The organism is Methylobacterium sp. FF17 (genome assembly GCF_025813715.1).
GTDB classification, from domain to species: domain Bacteria; phylum Pseudomonadota; class Alphaproteobacteria; order Rhizobiales; family Beijerinckiaceae; genus Methylobacterium; species Methylobacterium flocculans.
Map to the genome: position 1 here is coordinate 3,842,157 of NZ_CP107532.1, position 20,267 is coordinate 3,862,423.

18 protein-coding genes and 1 tRNA gene are annotated in these 20,267 nt (G+C 69.9%); 11 read left to right on the forward strand and 8 right to left on the reverse strand.

The window, feature by feature from the left end:
* Positions 1-21 precede the first annotated feature (21 nt).
* The 4 genes from OF380_RS18225 to OF380_RS18240 all read left to right on the forward strand — a co-directional run bounded on the left by OF380_RS18225 (position 22) and on the right by OF380_RS18240 (position 3,054).
* Positions 22-504: a chemotaxis protein CheW gene (locus OF380_RS18225; protein ID WP_404810619.1), complete on the forward strand. Its 483-nt coding sequence runs from the start codon at positions 22-24 to the stop codon at positions 502-504.
* 23 nt (positions 505-527) lie between these two features.
* Positions 528-911 (forward strand): response regulator, encoded by a 384-nt coding sequence (locus tag OF380_RS18230; RefSeq protein ID WP_264046429.1) that lies wholly within the window; start codon positions 528-530, stop codon positions 909-911.
* An 80-nt stretch (positions 912-991) separates the two neighbouring features.
* Positions 992-2,161, forward strand: a complete 1,170-nt coding sequence (locus OF380_RS18235) for a protein-glutamate methylesterase/protein-glutamine glutaminase (RefSeq protein WP_264046431.1) — start codon at positions 992-994, stop codon at positions 2,159-2,161.
* Positions 2,158-3,054 (forward strand): CheR family methyltransferase, encoded by an 897-nt coding sequence (locus OF380_RS18240; RefSeq protein ID WP_264046434.1) that lies wholly within the window; start codon positions 2,158-2,160, stop codon positions 3,052-3,054. Before OF380_RS18235 ends, OF380_RS18240 begins: the two co-directional genes overlap by 4 nt.
* A gap of 161 nt (positions 3,055-3,215) precedes the next feature.
* Here the strand turns inward: OF380_RS18240 and ctrA are convergent, their stop codons facing one another.
* Entirely contained in the window at positions 3,216-3,917 is a 702-nt protein-coding gene (ctrA, locus tag OF380_RS18245) for a response regulator transcription factor CtrA (protein ID WP_264046436.1), read from the reverse strand.
* A 404-nt stretch (positions 3,918-4,321) separates the two neighbouring features.
* Here ctrA and fliI point away from each other — a divergent pair, with 404 nt between their 5' ends.
* From fliI to OF380_RS18260, 3 genes are all read left to right on the forward strand, one after another.
* Positions 4,322-5,677 carry a flagellar protein export ATPase FliI gene (fliI, locus tag OF380_RS18250; protein WP_264046438.1) on the forward strand — a complete coding sequence of 452 codons (1,356 nt, stop codon included), beginning with the start codon at positions 4,322-4,324 and terminating at the stop codon, positions 5,675-5,677.
* A gap of 88 nt (positions 5,678-5,765) precedes the next feature.
* Positions 5,766-6,173, forward strand: coding sequence for a flagellar export protein FliJ (gene fliJ, locus OF380_RS18255; protein ID WP_264046439.1), 408 nt, complete (start codon positions 5,766-5,768; stop codon positions 6,171-6,173).
* Between the two features lie 153 nt (positions 6,174-6,326).
* The gene (locus tag OF380_RS18260) at positions 6,327-7,376 is read left to right on the forward strand and encodes a lysylphosphatidylglycerol synthase domain-containing protein (RefSeq protein ID WP_264046441.1); all 1,050 of its coding nucleotides are present in this window, start codon (positions 6,327-6,329) and stop codon (positions 7,374-7,376) included.
* Between the two features lie 228 nt (positions 7,377-7,604).
* Here the strand turns inward: OF380_RS18260 and OF380_RS18265 are convergent, their stop codons facing one another.
* The 4 genes from OF380_RS18265 to OF380_RS18280 form a co-directional block, all read right to left on the reverse strand.
* Positions 7,605-8,360 carry a bestrophin-like domain gene (locus OF380_RS18265; protein ID WP_264046443.1) on the reverse strand — a complete coding sequence of 252 codons (756 nt, stop codon included), beginning with the start codon at positions 8,358-8,360 and terminating at the stop codon, positions 7,605-7,607.
* Between the two features lie 95 nt (positions 8,361-8,455).
* Complete coding sequence (flhA, locus tag OF380_RS18270) at positions 8,456-10,609, reverse strand: flagellar biosynthesis protein FlhA (RefSeq protein ID WP_264046445.1); 2,154 nt, start codon at positions 10,607-10,609, stop codon at positions 8,456-8,458.
* Between the two features lie 205 nt (positions 10,610-10,814).
* A complete protein-coding gene (locus tag OF380_RS18275; RefSeq protein ID WP_264046447.1) occupies positions 10,815-12,059 on the reverse strand; it encodes a capsule biosynthesis protein in 1,245 nt (414 codons plus the stop codon).
* A gap of 93 nt (positions 12,060-12,152) precedes the next feature.
* Entirely contained in the window at positions 12,153-12,806 is a 654-nt protein-coding gene (locus tag OF380_RS18280; RefSeq protein ID WP_264046450.1) for an ABC transporter ATP-binding protein, read from the reverse strand.
* 266 nt (positions 12,807-13,072) lie between these two features.
* Between OF380_RS18280 and OF380_RS18285 the strand changes: the two genes are divergently transcribed.
* Positions 13,073-13,162: transfer RNA gene (locus OF380_RS18285), tRNA-Ser, on the forward strand.
* A 69-nt stretch (positions 13,163-13,231) separates the two neighbouring features.
* On the opposite strand, the gene OF380_RS18290 is transcribed toward OF380_RS18285, so the two are convergent.
* Together OF380_RS18290 and OF380_RS18295 are read right to left on the reverse strand one after the other, a co-directional pair.
* On the reverse strand, positions 13,232-14,299 hold the full coding sequence (locus tag OF380_RS18290; RefSeq protein ID WP_264046452.1) for a spore photoproduct lyase family protein: 1,068 nt from the start codon (positions 14,297-14,299) through the stop codon (positions 13,232-13,234).
* A 95-nt stretch (positions 14,300-14,394) separates the two neighbouring features.
* A complete protein-coding gene (locus OF380_RS18295) occupies positions 14,395-15,129 on the reverse strand; it encodes an SHOCT domain-containing protein (RefSeq protein ID WP_264046453.1) in 735 nt (244 codons plus the stop codon).
* Positions 15,130-15,383: 254 nt separating this feature from the next.
* On the opposite strand from OF380_RS18295, the gene glgX reads away from it, so the two are divergent.
* The 3 genes from glgX to OF380_RS18310 all read left to right on the forward strand — a co-directional run bounded on the left by glgX (position 15,384) and on the right by OF380_RS18310 (position 19,763).
* Complete coding sequence (glgX, locus tag OF380_RS18300; protein ID WP_264046455.1) at positions 15,384-17,660, forward strand: glycogen debranching protein GlgX; 2,277 nt, start codon at positions 15,384-15,386, stop codon at positions 17,658-17,660.
* A gap of 192 nt (positions 17,661-17,852) precedes the next feature.
* Complete coding sequence (locus OF380_RS18305) at positions 17,853-19,451, forward strand: histidine kinase famiy protein (RefSeq protein ID WP_404810620.1); 1,599 nt, start codon at positions 17,853-17,855, stop codon at positions 19,449-19,451.
* 33 nt (positions 19,452-19,484) lie between these two features.
* On the forward strand, positions 19,485-19,763 hold the full coding sequence (locus OF380_RS18310) for a plasmid stabilization protein (protein WP_264046456.1): 279 nt from the start codon (positions 19,485-19,487) through the stop codon (positions 19,761-19,763).
* A 10-nt stretch (positions 19,764-19,773) separates the two neighbouring features.
* On the opposite strand, the gene OF380_RS18315 is transcribed toward OF380_RS18310, so the two are convergent.
* On the reverse strand, positions 19,774-20,250 hold the full coding sequence (locus OF380_RS18315; RefSeq protein WP_264046458.1) for a PaaI family thioesterase: 477 nt from the start codon (positions 20,248-20,250) through the stop codon (positions 19,774-19,776).
* Positions 20,251-20,267 lie beyond the last annotated feature (17 nt).

Below are 20,267 nucleotides of genomic sequence, written 5' to 3' on the forward strand. Positions count from 1 at the left end.
TTATCCGGAGTTCATGCCATGATACAGGCCGCCAACAGCAACGCCGACACGCTGGCGACCCATGACTTCGTCACCGTGTTCGTGGGCGAGACCATGTTCGGTCTCGCCATCGACCGGGTCCACGACGTCTTCATTCCCGCCGGCGTCACGCCGGTGCCGCTGTCGCCCCCCGAGATCGTCGGGCTGCTGAACCTGCGCGGACGCGTGGTGACGGCGGTCTGCCTGCGCCGCCGGCTCAGCATGGCCCCGCGCACCGAGGACGGCGCGCAGATGGCCATCGGCCTGGAGCAGGGGGGCGAGACCTTCGCGCTCATCGTGGACGGCGTCGGCGAGGTGCTGAAGCTCGGCGCCGACACCCACGAGCCGGTTCCGATCAACCTCGATGCCCGCTGGCGCGACCTCACCCTGGGCGTCCACCGCCTCGACGGCCGCCTGCTCGTCATCCTCGACGTCGACGCGATCCTCGCCTTCGCGACGAACAACCTCGCGGCCGGCGCGGCCTGATCCAGCAGAGGGAGAAGAGACCGATGAAAACCTGCCTCATCGTCGACGACTCCGCCGTCATCCGGAAGGTGGCGCGCCGCATCTTCGAGACCATGAACTTCCAGGTCGGCGAGGCCGAGGACGGCGAGAAGGCGCTCCTGGCCTGCGGCGAGGCGATGCCGGACGCGATCCTGCTCGACTGGAACATGCCGACCATGGACGGCTACGATTTCCTGCGCGCCCTGCGGAAGGTTCCCGGCGGCGAGCGGCCCAAGGTCCTGTTCTGCACCACCGAGAACGACGTCGGCGCCATCGCCCGCGCGCTCCATGCGGGCGCCGACGAGTACATCATGAAACCGTTCGACCGGGACATCGTCACGGCGAAGCTCGCCCAGGTCGGCTTCCTCGAGGAAGCCGGCGCCACCTGACACGGCCTCCGACCGGGCCCGCCCGGTCTCGAAGGCGCGCCAACCCCTCCGTCGCCTCGTTCACAGCGTGATCCCCAACCATGGCAGCCACGGCCCCGAGCTATCCGCAGAGTTCAGCGCTGCCCAATCCGGCTTCGGGACACCGCGTGCGCGTCCTGATCGCGGATGATTCGGCCGTGGTGCGGGGCCTCGTCACGCGCTGGATCGCGGAAGCCGGGCACGAGGTCGTGGCCACCGCCGCCAACGGTCGGATCGCCCTCGAGGCGATGTCGCGCCACGACCCCGACGTGATCCTCCTCGACATCGACATGCCGGAACTCGACGGCACCCAGGCCCTGCCGCTGCTGCTGGCGAAAAGCCCCGGCGTCCAGGTCATCATGATGTCGACGCTGACCACCCGGAACGCCGACATCTCCCTGCGCTGCCTCGCGCTCGGCGCCGTCGACTACCTCGCCAAGCCCGAGAGCAACCGCGGCGTCACCACCTCCGACACCTTCCGCACCGACCTGATCGAGCGCGTCCGCCTGTTCGGCAGCGCCCGGGCCCGCAAGCGCGGACCGGTCGCCATCGCGCCCTCGCCGGGAACGCCGGCACCGGCCCCGGTCTCGGCCCTGCGTCCGACCGCGCCCCTGGTGCTGCGCCCGAAGGCCCGCGCCGGCGTGGCGCCCCGCGTGCTCCTCGTGGGCGCCTCGACCGGCGGTCCCCGCGCGGTGGGCGAGGTGCTGGAGAAGATCGGCAGCGCGACGCTGCGCCAGTTCCCCGTCCTCATCGTCCAGCACATGCCGCCCGTCTTCACCGCGGTGTTCGCGGAGCATCTCGGTGCCCGCACCGGCCTGCCGGCGGCCGAGGGCAAGGCGGACGAGCGCCTGCAGCCCGGACGCATCTACGTGGCGCCCGGCGGCCGGCACATGGGTCTCGCCGGCGCCCGCCAGGACGTGACGATCCGCCTACACGACGGGCCGGTGGTCAATTTCTGCCGTCCCGCCGTCGACGTGCTGTTCCAGGACGCGGCGGCGATCTTCGGCCCCTCCGCCCTCGCGGTCGTGCTCACGGGCATGGGGTCGGACGGGACCGGGGGCGCCCGCGCCCTCGTGGAAGCCGGCGGCGCCGTGCTGGCGCAGGACGAGGCCACGAGCACGGTCTGGGGCATGCCGGGCAGCATCGCCAAGGCAGGCCTCGCCCAGGCGATCCTGCCGCTCGGCGAGATCGGCGCCGCCCTGCGCACTCTTCTGACGGGGCAGGGCGCATGACCGATCTCGAGTTCGATTTCCTGCGCGCCTACCTCAAGACCCGCTCCGGCCTCGCCCTGAGCGTCGAGAAGCGCTACCTCATCGAGAGTCGCCTCGGGCCCGTCTGCCGGCGCTTCAACCTCGCGAGCCTGGGCGCGCTGGTCACGGCCCTGAAGGGCACCCGCGACCTCGCCATGGAGCGGGCGGTGGTGGAGGCGATGACCACCAACGAGACCTTCTTCTTCCGGGACCGCACGCCGTTCGACCTGTTCCGCGACGTGCTGCTCCCCGAGGCGATGGCCCGCCGCGCCGGCCAGCGCCGCCTGCGCATCTGGTGCGCGGCGGCCTCCACGGGCCAGGAGCCCTATTCCATCGCGATGATGCTGCAGGAGGCCGCCCCGCGCCTCGCCGGCTGGCAGGTCGACCTCGTCGCCACCGACCTGTCGACGGAGGTGCTGGAGAAGGCGAGGGCCGGGCTCTACAGCCATTTCGAAGTGCAGCGCGGCCTGCCCGTGCAGGCGCTGATCAAGCATTTCGAGCAGGTCGGCGAGCAGTGGCGCATCTCCGCCTCGCTGCGGCAGATGGTGGATTACCGGCCCCTCAACCTGCTGCACCCCTTCGACGGGCTGGGCACCTTCGACATCATCTACTGCCGCAACGTGCTGATCTACTTCGACGCCCCGACCAAGGGCGACGTCCTCGCCCGCCTGAGCGGCAGCCTGGCGGCGGACGGCGCCCTGCTGCTCGGGGCCGCCGAAACCGTGATCGGGCTCACCGACCGGCTGATGCCGAACCCGGATCACCGGGGCCTGTACGTCCAGGCCTCCGCGGCGCGCGCGCCCGTCGTCCGGCAGGCGCCGGCCGGCATCCTGACACCCGTGGCGGCGCCCCTGCGGCGGGCGGTCGGGCTCTGACGGACATCCTGTGATCGTGACGGCCGTGGCGCGGGCCCCCTCCCGCACCACGGCCCTGCCTTGGGCCAGGTCACGGCGCCGCGCTCCGAACGCCGCACCGGCCAAACGAAAAAAGCCCCGCTCGCGCGGGGCCTTTTTCGTGGTCGGAAGCGGGAATCCGGTCAGACGGCGATGCGCTCCTCGCCTTCGCCCGGCTCGCGCAGCACGTATCCGCGTCCCCAGACGGTCTCGATGTAGTTCTTGCCGGAGGAGGCGTTGGCGAGCTTCTTGCGCAGCTTGCAGATGAACACGTCGATGATCTTGAGTTCGGGCTCGTCCATGCCGCCGTAGAGGTGGTTGAGGAACATCTCCTTGGTCAGCGTCGTGCCCTTGCGGAGCGAGAGCAGCTCCAGCATCTGGTACTCCTTGCCCGTCAGGTGCACCCGCGCGCCCGAGACCTCCACGGTCTTCTGGTCGAGGTTCACGATGAGGTCGCCGGTGGTGATCACCGACTGGGCATGGCCCTTCGAGCGGCGCACGATGGCGTGGATGCGCGCGACGAGCTCGTCCTTGTGGAAGGGCTTGGTGAGGTAGTCGTCGGCGCCGAAGCCGAGGCCCTTCACCTTGTCCTCGATCCCCGCCATGCCCGACAGGATCAGGATCGGCGTCTTGACCTTGGCCACGCGCAGGTTGCGCAGCACCTCGTAGCCCGACATGTCGGGCAGGTTCAGGTCGAGCAGGATGATGTCGTAATCGTAGAGCTTGCCGAGATCGATCCCCTCCTCACCCAGGTCGGTGGTGTAGGTGTTGAAGCTCTCGGACTTGAGCATCAATTCGATGCTCTGCGCGGTCGCGCTGTCGTCCTCGATCAGAAGTACCCGCATCGTCGGTCCCCAGCCCAGCCGGCCGTCTGCAGCGTACGGGCAAGCCCCCGCCGTTCGTCCGCCACCGGCCCGCGGCGGACGCTCCCTCGTCACTGACGTGAAACGCTATTCGTTAATCGTTAACAAACCCTGATTCACCAACGCAAGCACGCAATTGAAACCGGCTTCCGGCCACGCTCCGAAGCGTTGACGGTCTGTTCTTGCAAGGCCCCTCGGGGTCTCGCCCCGGCCGTTCCGCGATCGCCATCAAGTCGTTTGGCGCCAACGTGTTACCCCACGCTGTCACCCCGGCGCCACGGCACCGGATTGTCGGGGACCCGGGCCGCGAAATCGGCCGGACCGCGACAAGACACCGGACGGTAGTGTTAAGAAGGGTGGCAAACAAGAGATTGAGGGAGCCGCCGATGACCGACCGCGATCCTGGCGGTGCTCGCTTGCGCCTGGCTGGCGCCCGGCGCGCCCTGGCGGACGTGCCGGTGCTCGAGACCTACGGCCGCGTCGTCGCGATCCGGGGCCTCCTCATCGAGGTGGCGGGTCCGGTCTCCGCCATGTGCCTCGGCGGCCGCCTCGACATCGCCGTCGAGAACGGGCTCGGCGCCGTGCCCTGCGAGATCATCGGCTTCCAGGGCGACCGGGCGCTCGCCATGCCCTTCGGCTCCCTGGAGGGCGTGCGGCGCGGCTGCCCCGCGATGGTCCGCGACGAGGCGGCCGGGGCCATCCGGCCCTCCTCGGCCTGGCTCGGCCGCACCATCGACGCCCTCGGCCGACCCATCGACGGGCTCGGGCCCCTGGCCCCCGGGCCGGTGGTCTACCCCCTCCGGGCCGACCCGCCCCCCGCCCATGCGCGCAAGCGGGTGGGCCCGCCCCTCGACCTCGGCATCCGCTGCATCAACACCTTCCTGACGATGTGCGCCGGCCAGCGCATGGGCATCTTCGCGGGCTCGGGCGTCGGCAAGTCGGTGCTGCTCTCCATGCTCGCCCGCTACACCGCCGCCGACGTGGCGGTGATCGGCCTCGTGGGCGAGCGCGGCCGCGAGGTCCAGGAGTTCCTGCAGGACGACCTCGGGGCGGCGGGCCTCGCCCGCTCCGTCGTGATCGTGGCGACCTCCGACGAGCCGGCGCTCATGCGCCGCAACGCCGCCTACGTGACCCTGGCGATGGCCGAGTATTTTCGCGACCAGGGCGCGCAGGTGCTCTGCATGATCGATTCGATCACGCGCTTCGCCATGGCCCAGCGCGACATCGGCCTCGCGGCCGGCGAGCCGCCCACTGCCAAGGGCTACACCCCCACGGTGTTCAGCGAGCTGCCGCGCCTCCTCGAGCGCGCCGGGCCCGGAACGGGGCAGGGGGCGATCTCCGGCCTGTTCACCGTTCTCGTGGAGGGCGACGACCACAACGAGCCCGTGGCCGACGCGGTGCGCGGCATCCTCGACGGGCACATCGTGATGGAGCGCGGCATCGCCGAGCGCGGGCGCTACCCGGCGATCAACGTTCTGCGCTCAGTCTCGCGCACCATGCCGCGCGCCTGCGACCCGGCCCACCTGCCCACCGTGCGGCGGGCCCGGCGCCTGCTTTCGACCTATGCCGACATGGAGGAACTGATCCGCCTCGGGGCCTACCGGGCCGGCGCCTCGGCGGAAGTGGACGAGGCGGTGGCCCTGATGCCCGAAATGGAGGCTTTTCTGGGTCAGGGTAAGGAAGAAGCAACTTCGATCGGCGAGGGTTACCGTCGCCTGGCAGAGATCGTCAGCGTCCCGTGAAGGGGCGCGCGGCTCTGCGCGAAGCCAGGCCCGGAACGCCACGCGCGGCGCGCCGGCGATCCGTGCGTGGCGTGGAGTGGACCCTTCGATGAAATCGCGTGACACGTTGATCCGGCTGCGACGCTTCCAGGTCGACGAGAAGCGTCGGCGCGTGACGCAGATCGAGATGATGAAGGCGGATTTCACCCGCATGGCGCTGGAGCTCGACCGCGAGGTCGCCCACGAGGAGAGCCGCGCCGGCATCACCGACCCGGCGCATTTCGCCTACCCGACCTATGCCCGCGCCGCCGCGACGCGGCGGGACAACATGCGCCAGTCGGCCGCCGCCCTGGAGGGCCAGCTCGCCGAAGCGAAGGCCGAACTCGGCGAGGCCTTCGAGGACCTGAAGAAGATCGAGATCCTGGACGACCGCGAGCGCAGCGCCGAGCGCGCCGCGGAAGCCGCCCGGGACCAGGCCGCCATGGACGGTATCGGCCTCTCGCGCATCCGCGCCTGAACCCGTTTCGTGCCGACCTCGGGCGAGGCCGGCACGAAACCGTCATGATCCCGTGGGATGAGGCAATCCCGCCGGGGCCGTACGGAACCTTGCTTGCGACGCGACGCGCCGTGGTGCAGGGAGGGCCCGAACCAGGGGCTCGTCCGAACCGTCATGAAGAAGATCAGCGATTTCATCTGGCCGATCATCGGGCTCGCCGCCGTGATCGGTTCGGGCTACCTGCTCTACAAGGAGCTTGCCGGCATCTCGGTGGAAGAGATCAAGGGCAGCTTCGCGGCGATCCCCCTGCACCGCTTCCTGCTCGCCGGCCTCGCGACGCTGGTCGCCTACGCCGCGCTGGCCTGGTACGACCGGATCGCCCTGCTGCACCTCGGCGTAACCCACATCTCGTGGTTCTTCGTTTCGGTCTGCTCCTTCACCACCTACGCGCTCTCGCACAATATCGGCGCCTCGGTGTTCTCCGGGGCGGTGGTGCGCTACCGCGCCTACACGGCCAAGGGCCTCTCGGCGGCCCAGGTCGCGGTGCTGGTGGCCCTCTGCTCCTTCACCTTCGGCCTCGGCACGATCCTGCTCGGCGGCTTCGTCCTCACCGTCCTGCCCGACACCCTGACCCGCCTGAACGGCTACCTGCCGGCGCTCCTGACGGACCCGGCCACCGCGCGCATCCTCGGCGCCGGCCTGCTCGGCTTCGTCGCCCTCTACGTGGTAGGTTCGCTGCTGCACCTGAAGCCGCTCACCATCCGCAAGTTCAAGCTCGAATATCCCCGCCCGCGCATCATGAGCCGCCAGCTCATCGCGGCTCCGTTGGAGCTGCTGGGGGCCGCCGGCATCATCTACTTCGCGCTCCCCGAGGCCGGAAACCCGGGCTTCCTCGTGGTGCTCGCCGTGTTCCTCGCCTCCTTCTCGGCGGCCCTGGTGTCGAATGCGCCGGGCGGCCTCGGGGTGTTCGAACTCGTCTTCGTCGTGGCGATGCCCGACATCGCACGCCCCTCCGTGATCGCCGCGCTCCTCGTCTTCCGCCTGTTCTATTTCTGGCTGCCCTTCCTCATCTCCGTCGTGGTGGTGCTGCTCTACGAGCGCAACCGGCTCGCCTCGGCCCTGAAGACCCAGCCGACCGACACCGCGCCCCCCGAGGCGCCCCTGACCGCGCCGGGTCTCGATGCGCACGCCCTGGAGCGCCGCATGGAGAAGAAGCCGGTCTGACCACCAGGGGACTCCCGCGGAGACGCGGGACTTTCCGACACGCGCCGGTATCCGTCTCGCCGGACAATCCCGGCTCCGGTAAGCCGGACGCATCGACAAGTCTCAAAGGCCTGCGGCCTGACCCGAGCGGGGTCCGGCCGCGGGCCTTTTCGCATGGTCGTGACCCCGGGGATCTCCGCGCCCGATCGTGACGTGGGCGACCGCCCGCGACCTACTCCCGCCCGCGACCTATTCCCGCGCGAGTTCCTCGACCGCCGTGGCCATGGGCGCCACGGAGGGACGGATGAAGCCGCGCGTGGGCGCGCCGAGTTCCAGGATCATCAGGATTCCTCCCGAGATCGCCAGCGCGCAGAGCAGGAGGGCGGCGATAACGGTGGTGTTGCGCGGGGCGAAGAGGCCGAAGCTCGCGAACAGGAGGGAGAGCCAGAAGATCATCAGGACTAGGAAAGGAAGGGGCACCGCCAGGCTGTTGCGCTCCACCAGCAGCCAGCGCGCGTCCGTCATCTCGTCCACGAGCCGCAGAGCCTGGGCCTGGACGCGGTGGGCCCGCTCGTCGGTGGGATGGAGGTCCACGATCCGGTCGCTGATGGATTCCAGCCGATGCAGGTTCTCCAGGCCGACGCCGCCGTCGGACGCGGTCGTCGAGAGTTCCGCCACCTTGGCGCGTGCGTAGACGTGGATGTCCTCGCGGATGCCGGCGGTCTCGGAGCCGTAGCGCTGGAGGGCGCGGTCGAGCTTGATCAGGTCGACCGCCAAGGTCTGAACGGCCTTCGTCCGCAGCGTGAACGATGCCCCCGCATTCGAGAGCATGTGGCTGAGCACGAGGGCGGCCAGGGTACCGACCACCGCCATGGAGACCGAAATGGCCGTGCGGGTCTCGGTCGTGAGGTGCGGCGCCGGAAGCCGGCGCGCGATCCAGACTCCACCGAGCGCACCGAGGAAGATGGAGCAGAAGGCCAGCGAACTGACGAAAATCGGGGTCATCGGCTACCGTCGGAAGGTCGTCGTTCGCGCGCCTTCGGGGCGGCGGCCGGGCAGGGCGGGACGGGGCGCCGGCTGATGTGCCGAGAGGCTCCGGGTCAGACCGATCCCACGGTGCGCAGCCGCGCGCGCGGGTGGATCTCGGCCTGGCTCATCACCGGCGTCTCGCGCCGGAAGCGCTCGATGATCGAGCGCACGAAGGGCCGGGCCTGCACGGAGGTGACCAGCACCGGCATCTCGCCCATGCGGGCGGCGGTCTCGAAGCGGTCGCGCACGGTGTTGACGAATTCCGACAGCTTGGAGGGCTGCATGGCGAGGTAGCGCTCGTCGCGCTCGCCCGCGATCGATTCGAGGAAGGCCTGCTCCCAGGCCGGCGACAGGGTGATGATCGGCAGCATGCCGTCCGGCCCCTGGTACTGGGCGCAGATCTGGCGGCCGAGGCGGGCGCGCACGTGCTCGACGATGTCGCGCGGGTTCTTCACGTGTCCGGCGACCTCGGCGATGCCCTCCACGATCGCCCCGAGATCGCGGATCGAGACGCGCTCGGCCAGCAGGAACTGCAGCACGCGCTGGATGCCGGTGGTGCCGATCTGGCTCGGCATGACCTCCTTGAGGAGTTCGCCGTGCTCCTTCGAGAGTTCGCGCAGGAGCTTCTGCACCTCGACATGGTTGAGGAGCTCCGAAACGTGCGCCTTGATGATCTCGGTGAGATGCGTCGAGACCACGGTGGCCGCATCCACCACGGTGTAGCCCTTGAGCTGGGCCTGATCCCGCAGCGAGGCGTCGATCCAGGTGGCGGGCAGGCCGAAGGTCGGCTCCAGCATGTGCTGGCCCGGCAGCTGCACCTGTCCGCCCATGGGGTCCATCGCCATGAACTGGCCGGGGAAGATCTGGCCCGTGCCGGCCTCGATCTCCTTCACCCGCACCACGTAGGCGTTGGCGTCGAGCTGGACGTTGTCGAGGATGCGGACCGAGGGCATGACGAAGCCGAGGTCGGCGGCGAGCTGGCGGCGCAGGGCCTTGATCTGGTCGGTGAGCCGGTCCTGGCCCTCGGGCCCGTTCACCAGGGCGAGCAGGGCGTAGCCCATCTCGAGCTTGAGGTCGTCGAGCTTGAGCAGATCGGTGACCGTCTCCTCCTTGGCGGCCTGGGCGGCGGCCACGGCGCCGGCATCCATCGGCGCGCCGTCGGCATCGAGCGGCGGGGCCTCGCGGGCGACCTTGGCGAAGTGCCAGGCGGCGTAGCCCGAGGCGCCCGCCAGGGCGATGAACGGCAGCATCGGCATGCCGGGCAGGAGCGCGATCAGCACCATCACGCCCGACGACATGCCCAGCGCCTTGGGATAGTTCGCCAGCTGCTTGCCGAGCGCCTTGTCGGCCGAGCCCTTCACGCCCGCCTTCGAGACGAGGATACCGGCGGCCGCCGAGACGATGAGGGCGGGCACCTGGCTCGCCAGGCCGTCGCCGATGGTGAGCAGGGTGTAGGTCTTGGCCGCCGCGCCGAAGGGCATGCCCTGCTGGGCGACGCCGATGACGATGCCGCCGATGACGTTGATGAAGGTGATGAGCAGCGCCGCGACGGCGTCCCCGCGCACGAACTTCGAGGCGCCGTCCATGGCGCCGAAGAAGGAGGATTCCTCCTCGAGGGCCGCGCGGCGCGCCTTGGCGACCTTCTCGTCGATGAGCCCGGCCGAGAGGTCGGCGTCGATGGCCATCTGCTTGCCCGGCATCGCGTCGAGGGTGAAGCGCGCCGCCACCTCGGCGATACGGCCGGAGCCCTTGGTGATGACCACGAAGTTCACGATGATCAGGATCGCGAACACGATGATCCCGATGACGAAGTTGCCCCCCATCACGAAGTTGCCGAACGCCTCGATGACGTGGCCGGCGGCGGCCGTACCCTCGTGCCCGTGGCCGAGGATGAGGCGGGTGGAGGCGAGGTTGAGGGCGAGGCGCAGCAGCGTGGCCACGAGGAGCAGGGTCGGGAAGACCGTGAACTCGAGCGGGTTGTCGATGAACAGCCCCGTCATCATGATCAGCACCGAGATGATGATCGAGACGGCCAGCAGCAGGTCGAGCAGGAAGGCCGGGAGCGGGAAGATGAGCACCGTGAGGATGCCCATCACGGCGGTGGCGAAGAAGAGGTCCGTGCGCTTCGAGAGCGCGGTCAGGTTCGCGCGGTTCGGGATCGCATAGGCGGCGAACTGCCCGAAGCCTCCTCTCGCCGTCGGCGTCGCAACGGCCGTCTCGCTCATCGTCATCCCCGCCGCGCCCGCAAAGGGCCCGGCAAGATTTGCCGGGTAGAGGGTTAGCGGAGCGTTAACGCGGGCCGCTCGGAGGGCGTCCCAGGACGGGATGGCCGCGCGAAACGCCACTTTCCGCCGAACGGCGATAAACCCGCGTCGTCGGGGCCTGCGCGCACGGATCCCGACCGGGGGTCGGGATCCGTGCGACCCGGTCTCAGGCGAGGTATTTGCGCGTCACGACGGCGGCGGTGAAGACGAGGGCGGCTCCGCCGGCGAGGAGGCAGATCATCAGGAGGCGGCGCGGCTGCTGCGAGGATTCCGGCTTCACCGGCTGGACGATCATGGTGAAGAACTCGACCTGGCGCTCGGACATGATCCGGGCGCGCTCGCTCGCGGCGAGAACCTTCTCGAAGTACTTCTGCGCATCGAGGCGCTCGGCGTCGAGGGCCTCGAACCGGGTGAGCGAATCCGCCAGGATCCGGCGCTGCTCGGGATCCTCGGTGGCCGATTGGCGCTCGATCCGGACGATGTTCTCGTCGAGGTCCTTGAGCTGCGCCTTCATGTCCTGGATGCGGCGGGTCTCGGGCCCGAGATCGCGCTGCGACTGGATGAGCTGGATGGCGAGGTTGATGCGCGTCGTGCGCAGGTCACCGATGACCTTGAGGTTGCTCTCGTTGGTCTTCTGCGCGTCGAGCACGCCGTCCTTGTTGCGCAGGGCCGCGACGTCGGTGCGGACCTTCCGCAGGCGCTCCTCGGCCCGCTTCAGCTCACGCCCGCTCTCGGCCAGGGCGTCCTCGCGGGCGCGGGTGCTGAGCGCGTTCACCATCCGCTCGCTCTCCGCCAGGATCGCCTTCGAAAGCTCGAGCGATTCATCCGCGTCGAACGTGTTCACCGTCAGGGTGATGATGCCGCCGCTGGTTTCGATCGCGGTGTGGACGCGCTCGTGCCAGAACTTCACCAGCTTCTCGATGGGCAATTCCGGGTCGAAGCGCGAGAAGATGTCGATGCTGGACCGCGAGAACATCTGCCGCAGGGGCAGGGCCTTCTCAAGCGCTTCCACCATGGGGCGGCTGAGGATGTAGTTGGTGGTGATGAGGCTGTCCTGCGCCACCATCTGGCCCATGGTCGAGCCGGAATTCGTGCCGACCTGATCGGGGCTCGCCTTTTCGACGTTGCCCAGGGCGGGCCGCAGGGCGAAGCGCGATTCCACCACGAAGCGGTCGGAGGCCAGGAACCCGTAATAGGTGACCGCCAGGACGGTCGGGATCAGGAAGCAGACCACGAAGAGCAGCGGGATCAGCGGATCCGTCTTCACGTGGCTCTGGTAGGAGCGGATGCCCTTCTTGCGATCGGCGAAGCGCGAGACGCGCGCGATCTGGCGCAGGGATTCGGCGACGGCGTTCGAGCGGTCGGCCGTCGTGAGCTTCTGCCCCTGGGGATTGCGGATTTCGACGGTCATGAGCCCTGGTGTTCCGAGTCGTCCGGCGGACCCGCGCCGGCCCCACGCGCTCCCTGCACCGGCGGCACGGCGAAACCATGGCCGCCGGGAGGCTCAGGCGTTCAGGCGGCGATAGACCTCGATGGCATCGTCGATGTTCTCGTACACGATGGCGCGCCCGTTGATGAGGACGATGCCCTGCTGGCACCAGGTGCGCATCACGTCCATCGAGTGCGAGACCATGATGACGTCGGCATTCTCCCGGCGCGCGCTGAAGGCCTCCTCGCAGCGCTTCTGGAAGCGCCCGTCGCCCACCGCGGTGGTCTCGTCGATGAGGTAGCAGTCGAACGGGATCGCCATGCTCATGCCGAAGGCGAGCCGGGCGCCCATGCCCGAGGAGTAGGTCCGGATCGGCACGTCGAGGTAGCTGCCGAGCTCGGAGAAATCCTCGACGAAATCGAGCACCCGGCGCGGATCCTCGCCGTAGATCCGCGCGACGAAGATGATGTTGTCGCGCCCCGTCATCAGCGGATGGAAGCCGCCTGCGAAGCCCAGCGGCCAGGAGACGCGCCGGTTCCGGATCACCCGGCCCTTCGAGGGCATCTCGGTGCCCGCGAGCAGGCGCAGGGTGGTGGACTTGCCGGCGCCGTTGATCCCGAGGAAGCCGTAGCTGATCCCGGGCTTCAGGGTGAAGGACACGCGCTCGAGGATGGTTCGGCGGTGGCCTTCCGTCCGGTAGATCTTGGTTACGTTGTCGAAGCGGATCACGGGGACGTTGGCTCCTGGTGCCCCCCGGCCGCAACCGGGGGTCGACAGGGTCCGGCCCTAGGTGGGGAAAGCGGCGAATCTGAGGATACGCCGTGGCGGGCGAGCGGGCACGCCGCGCCCGGCTTCGCCCGAAACCGCCCGAGAATCGACAGCTTTGCGGTTCAGCCCGCTTGCACGCCGCCGGAACGGCTTGTACACGACGGCCTCCCGACGCAGACGCGACCCCGGGCCGCCCCCGGGCGGTGGCGAGACGCGGCGACGGGACTGGAGGGGTGGCCGAGTGGTTGAAGGCGCACGCCTGGAAAGTGTGTATACCGGAAACGGTATCGCGGGTTCGAATCCCGCTCCCTCCGCCAGCTTGACGTAACGCCACCTCGGACCCACGGTCGGTTCATCGCCGTGCGGACGATGGTCGATCCGCCGTCTCAGAAGGCGTACCGCACCACGCAATACGGCATCCGTTCGGCCAGCAGCGCCTTGAACCGCGCCAGCCATTTCCCCTTCCAGCCGGTCCGGTAGCGCAGGTTCGCGCCGCCGCCTTCCGAGACCTTCGCCTCCTGGATGTCCGGGCGCCAGAGCAGGTCCTCCGCCTTCGGATGCCAGCCGAGGTTGACCGCGTGCAGGTCGGCGTTGTGGGTCAGGAGGATGATTTCGGCCTTCAGCTGCGCGCGGGCGGCCGGGCCGAGGGCGGCGTCGAGGGCGTCGAACAGCGCGCGCCAATCCGCCTCCCAGCCCTCGTAGAGGATGACCGGCGAGAAGTTGACGTGGACCTCGTAGCCGGCCGCCACGAAATCGTCGATGGCGGCGAGGCGCTCCGGGATCGGCGCGGTGCGGACATCGACCACGCGGGCGATGCGCTCGGGCATCAGCGAGAAGCGGATGCGGGTCTTGCCCTGCGGGTCGTAGGCCAGGAGGTCGCGGTTCACCGCCTTCGTGGCGAAGGAACCCTTGGCGTTCGGGATGTCCCGGAACAGCCCCACGAGGTCGCGCACGGTCTCGCTCACCATCGCGTCCACCGAGAGGTCGCCGTTCTCGCCGAGATCGTAGACCCACAGGGCCGGGTCGATGCTGTCGGGCTCCGTCAGGGGGCCCTGGCGCGCCGCGTGTCGCGCGATGGCCGCCGCGATGGCCTCCACGTTGACGAAGACCGAGATCGGGTTCGCGAACCCCTTGCGGCGCGGCACGTAGCAGTAGGCGCAGGCCATGGCGCAGCCGTTGGAGGTGGAGGGCGCGATGAAATGGGCGCTGCGCCCGTTCGGCCGCATCGTCAGCCCCTTCTTCACCCCGAGCACCAGGGTGGAGCGCTTGATCCGCACCCAGTCCTCCACCGAGCCGGCATTGCCGTGCAGGCTCGGGATGTTCCAGTGCGAGGGCACGACCCGGCGCTCGGCCCCCGGGAACCGGTCCAGGATCTCCTGCCCGCGCGGGTAATCCGGCACCGCCGGCTCGTGGTAGATCGTGCAGATGTCGAGGAGGTCGCGGGGCTGTGCCATAATCCTCGTGAGCCGGATCCTGGTGGGCCGGATCCTGATGGGCCGGGCCCCGGGGGAGGGGCGTGTCCGTCCGGACGCGCCGGCCCCGAACAACCCTAGAGGCGCGTCAGAAGTTCAGCCTTCTTGGCGGCAAACTCGGCCTCGGTGAGCACGCCCTTGCGCTGCAGCTCGGCCAGGCGCTCGAGCGTGGTCAGGACATCGCCGGCCGGACCTGCCGGACCCGCCGGGGCGGGCGAACTCGATGGACCGGCGCCGAAGGGCTCGGGCTCGAAGGGGCGCGTCTCCGGGGCGGGACGCTCGGGCTCCGCGTCGTCCACCCGCTGGAGCGCCGCGAGATCCACGGGGCCGCCGGGCCCGGAGAACCGCAGATCCGTGCCTGCGCCCTGCTGCTGCGCCACGCCGCTGATCGCGTGCTCGCCCGTGTCGTAGAGGGCGACCCGCCCCCCGGTCTCGACCGCGAGGCGGCGATGGGCCGGAAAGTACGCGTAGCGCGTACCGTCCTGCGATCCGGACGTGGAGGGGGAGCCCCAGGCGGCGGGCCAGAACGTGTCCCCGCCCCGGGGGCCGGACGACCAGCCGCCGGCGGGAAGCGCCGAGGCGAGGGCGGTGCAGAGCGCGTCGACCCGGGCCTTGAGGCCGGTGTTGAACATGTCGCCGATCATGGTCATGCCGGCGCCCGACCATTGCCCGAAGCCGCCGAGCTCGGGATGGTTGAACTGCGCCATCCCGCCCTGTCCCGCCTCCAGCGCGCGGACGAGGTGGCGCACGGCGTCGAGGCTGAACCCGTGACGATCGGCGATCGTCTCCGGGCCGTGGGACGGTTCGGTCATGGGGCGGTCTCCTCGCGGTCGCGGGTGCAGGCGGACGGCACGTGTATCGTCTCGGGCCTGCACCTCTCATGCCGCAATCCGAGCCGGGCCGGAAGCGGGCGGGCGGGCCTCTCCGCCGTTGCGCGGCGCAAAAAAGATTTCCGCGCCGGGGGGACCTTCCGATGAAGCGTGAGCGTTCCTGTCCGGGTTTTCTGAGTCCGGGCGTCCGCCGACGCCCGCGCCGACCCACGCGTTCAAGCGCCTCCGGAGCGACCATGGCCGACACGACGAACCCCTCGGACCGCGCGAGCCAGCAGAGCCGCGCCAAACGTTCGCGCATCAAGGAAGGCTCCCCCTATCCGCTCGGCGCGAACTGGGACGGCCTCGGCGTGAACTTCGCGCTGTTCTCGGCCCATGCCACGAAGGTCGAGCTCTGCCTGTTCGACGACGAGGGCGTGAACGAGATCGAGCGGATCGAGCTGCCGGAATACACCGACGAGATCTGGCACGGCTACCTGCCGGATGCCCGCCCGGGCACGATCTACGGCTACCGGGTCCACGGCCCCTACGAGCCGAAGGCGGGCCACCGCTTCAACCCGAACAAGCTGCTGATCGACCCCTACGCCAAGGGGCTGGTGGGTTCGATCACCTGGAACCCGGCGCTGTTCGGATACCAGATGGAGACCGGCGACGACCTGACCTTCGACGATCGGGATTCGGCGCCCTACACCCGGCGCTCGCGCGTCATCGACCCCGCCTTCACCTGGGGCCGGGACCGCAAGCCTCACGTGCCGTGGGAGAAGACCATCTTCTACGAGACCCATGTGAAGGGCTTCACCAAGCTGCATCCGGCCGTGCCGGAGAAGCTGCGCGGCACCTATGCGGGCCTCGGCACTCCGGCGGTCCTCGACTACATCAAGTCCCTCGGCGTCACCTCGGTGGAGTTGCTGCCGGTCCACGCCTTCGTGCAGGACGATTACCTGCAGGAGAAGGGGCTGGTGAACTACTGGGGCTACAACACCATCTCGTTCTTCACGCCCGCGCGGCGCTACTCGGCGGTGCCGGACTTCGCCTTCTCCGAGTTCAAGGAGATGGTCGCGCGCATGCACGGCGCCGGCCTCGAGGTGATCCTCGACGTGGTCTACAACCACACGGCCGAGGGCAACGAGAAGGGTCCGACCCTGTCGTTCAAGGGTGTCGACAACGCCTCCTACTACCGGCTGATGCCCAAGGAGCCGCGCTACTACATCAACGACACCGGCACCGGGAACACCTTCAACCTCTCGCACCCGCGCGTGCTGCAGCTCGTGACCGACAGCCTGCGCTACTGGGCCACCGAGATGCGGGTGGACGGCTTCCGCTTCGATCTCGCCACCATCCTCGGCCGCGAGCCGCACGGCTTCGACGAGGGCGGCGGCTTCCTCGACACCTGCCGTCAGGACCCGGTGCTGAACGGCGTCAAGCTCATCGCCGAGCCGTGGGATTGCGGTCCGGGCGGCTACCAGGTCGGCGGCTTCCCGCCGGGCTGGGCCGAGTGGAACGACCGTTTCCGCGATGACGTGCGCGGCTTTTGGCGCGGCGACGAGGGCATGCTGCCCGACCTCGCGGCCCGCCTCACGGGGTCGGCCGACAAGTTCAACAAGCGCGGCCGCAAGCCCTGGGCGTCGGTCAACTTCCTCACCGCCCATGACGGCTTCACGCTCAACGACACCGTTTCGTACAACGAGAAGCACAACCTCGCCAACGGCGAGGACAACCGCGACGGCCACTCCCACAACCTCTCGAACAATTACGGCGCCGAGGGGCCGACGGACGATCCGGAGATTCGCGCGGTGCGGCTGCGCCAGATGCGCAACATGCTCGCCACCCTGTTCCTCTCGCGCGGCACCCCGATGCTGCTCGCCGGCGACGAATTCGCCCGGACCCAGAACGGCAACAACAACGCCTATTGCCAGGACAACGAGATCTCCTGGCTCGACTGGGAGGGCGTCGGCCCGGAGGAGCGGGACCTCGCCGAGTTCACGCAGCGCCTGACCCTGCTGCGCGAGGCCCTGCCGATCCTGACGCGGGGGCGCTTCCTCACGGGCGCCTACGACGAGGAGTTCGGGGTCAAGGACGTGGCCTGGCTGCGCCCCGACGGCGGTGAGATGTCGCCCGAGAACTGGACCCAGGGCGATGCCCGGGCGCTGGCGGTGCTCCTCGACGGGCGGGCGCAGGCCTCGGGCATCCACCAGCGCGGCGGGGATGCCACCCTGCTCCTGCTCTACAACGCCTACCACGACCTCGTGACCTTCACCCTGCCGGAATCGGTGGGCGGGGTCGGCTGGACGCGCCTGCTCGACACCAACCTGCCCGACAGCCAGGACGTGGTGAGCAAGCCCATCGGCGCGACCTACGACGTCACCGGCCGCTCGATGCTGATGTTCGTCCTGAAGCCCGAGGAGGTGGACGGGGTCGACGCCACGGAGATGGAGCGCTCCTACCAGCACGTGATGCAGGCGTTCGAGCGCGCCAACGTGAACAGCGTGCGCTTCGAGACCCGGCAGCGCTGACGACACCCGCGATCCGCCGCGCGCCGGGATGGTGCGCGGCGGATCACGACACGGTTAGGTGGTGCAGCGGGAAACGATGGGAGGCCGGCGCGTTTGCAAGGACGCTTCCTCGAAGACACGTCCTTGCCGGCCCCCGCCAGCCCCCACTGTCAGCCCCCGGGTTCCCATCCGAATGATTGCACGCCGATGATGATGCCCGACGCGTCCGTGACGGGGCCCGGGGCGCCCGCGCCGCCGGAGGGCGAGGCCCCGGATCCGGCGACCGCCTTCTTCTTCGCCTCGGTCGCGGCCTCGCGCATGCCGATGGTGGTCAGCGACCCGCGCCTGCCCGACAACCCGATCATCGTGACCAACGACGCCTTCCTGGCGATGACCGGCTACGCCCGCGACGAGGTGGTGGGCCGCAACTGCCGGTTCCTGCAGGGCCCCGAGACCGACCGGGAGGCCGTGCGCGAGCTCGCCCGCGCCATCGCGGCGCGCGAGAACGCCGCCACCGAGATCGTGAACTACCGCAAGGACGGCACCCCGTTCTGGAACGCCCTGTTCGTCTCGCCGATCTACGACGCGGCGGGCACGCTGGTGTACTTCTTCGCCTCGCAGCTCGACGTCTCGCGTCGGCGCGACGCGGAGGAGGCGCTCGGCCAGGCCCAGAAGATGGAGGCGCTCGGCCAGCTCACGGGCGGCATCGCGCACGACTTCAACAACCTGCTCCAGGTCATCGTCGGCTACGTCGACATCCTGGGCAGCGGGCTTGCCGACCCGCAGGCCGACCCGAACCGCCTGCGCCGGGCCACCGACAACATCCGCACCGCCGCCGAGCGCGCCACGACGCTGACCCAGCAATTGCTGGCCTTCGCCCGCAAGCAGCGCCTCGAGGGGCGGACGGTGAACCTCAACGCCCTGGTGCAGGGCATGGGCGAGATGGCGGCCCGGACGCTCGGCGAGGCCATCACGGTCGCCTTCGACCTCGACCCGGACCTGCGGACCTGCCGCATCGACCCGACGCAGGCCGAGGTCGCCCTCCTCAACGTGTTCATCAACGCCCGCGACGCCATGCCGGAGGGCGGCCGGCTCACCATTGCGACCCGCAACCACAGCATCGCGCCGGGGCAGGGCGGGGGCCTCGCGCCGGGCCGCTACGTCACGGTGAGCGTCTCGGATACGGGCAGCGGCATCCCCGCCCATGTGCTGAACCGGGTGATGGACCCGTTCTTCACCACCAAGGAGGAGGGCAAGGGCACCGGGCTCGGGCTCTCGATGGTCTACGGCTTCGCCCAGCAATCGGGCGGCGCGGCGCGGATCGAATCGATCCTGGGGGAGGGCACCGTGGTGCAGCTCGCCTTCCCGGCCACCGACCTCGCGGAGGTGGAGATCCCCGTCGAACCGCCCGAGGTCGAGGAGCGGCCGGGCACGGAAACGATCCTCATCGTGGAGGACCGCGAGGATGTCGCCGAGCTCGCCCGGACCATCCTGCGGGATTTCGGCTACACCACCCTGGTGGCCCAGAACGGCCGCGAGGCCCTCGACGTGCTGGACGGCGGTGGCACGGTGGACCTGATGTTCACCGACCTCATCATGCCCGGCGGCATGAACGGGATCATGCTGGCCCGGGAGGCCCAGGCGCGGCGCCCCGGCCTGCGGGTGCTGCTCACCACCGGCTACGCGGAGGCGAGCCTGGAGCGAACCGATGCGGGGGGCTCCGCGTTCGACCTCCTGAACAAGCCCTACCGCCGCACGGACCTGATCCGGCGCGTCCGGGCGGTCCTCGACGGACCGGCCGTGACCGGCTGACCGGCCCCCGGCCACGGGCAAGCGAGGTGCATCATGGCCCAGGGCGACAAGGCGAAGTACACCGACAAGCAGGTCCGCAAGGCCGAGCACATCGCGGAGTCCTACGAATCCCGGGGCGTGCCGGAAGCGGAGGCCGAGGCGCGGGCCTGGGCCACCGTCAACAAGGCGGATGGCGGCGGCAAGAAGCCGGGCGGCTCCGGGCGCGCGCCCTCCACCCGCACGGCGGAGGAGCGCTCGGCCTCCGCCCGCAAGGCCGCCGCGACCCGCAAGCGCAACGCCGCCGCGAAGGCCCCCGCGCGGCACGCCTCCTGACGCGCCGCCGTCAGCCGCGCGCCGGCCGCTCCGGCGGAATCGCGTAGGTGCCGGTGGCGTGGCAGACCAGGTCCGCGCCGTCCGGCCCCGTGATCCCGACCTCTCCGACCGCCAGCCGGCGCCCGAGCTTGAGCAGGCGGGCGGTGCCGAGGAGCCCGTGCGGCCCGGGTTTGCGCAGGAAGTTGACATTCAGGCTCGTGGTGACGGCGAGCGCCACCGGCCCGAGGCTCGCGAGGATCGCCGCGTAGAGCGCGTAATCGGCCAGCGCCATCATCGACGGACCGGAGACCGTCCCGCCGGGGCGCAGATGGCGTTCGTGGTGGTCCATGCGCATCCGCGCGAAGCCGGGGCCGACCGCGACGAGGTGATAGGTCTTGCCCCCCGCCGCCATCTGCGGAAACGCCGCGTCGAGGAAGTCCACGGTCTCGGCCAGCGACAGGGCCTGGGGGAACGGGTCGGACGACGGGTCGGGCAAGCGCTCGGACATGCCTCACCTTGCAGCAC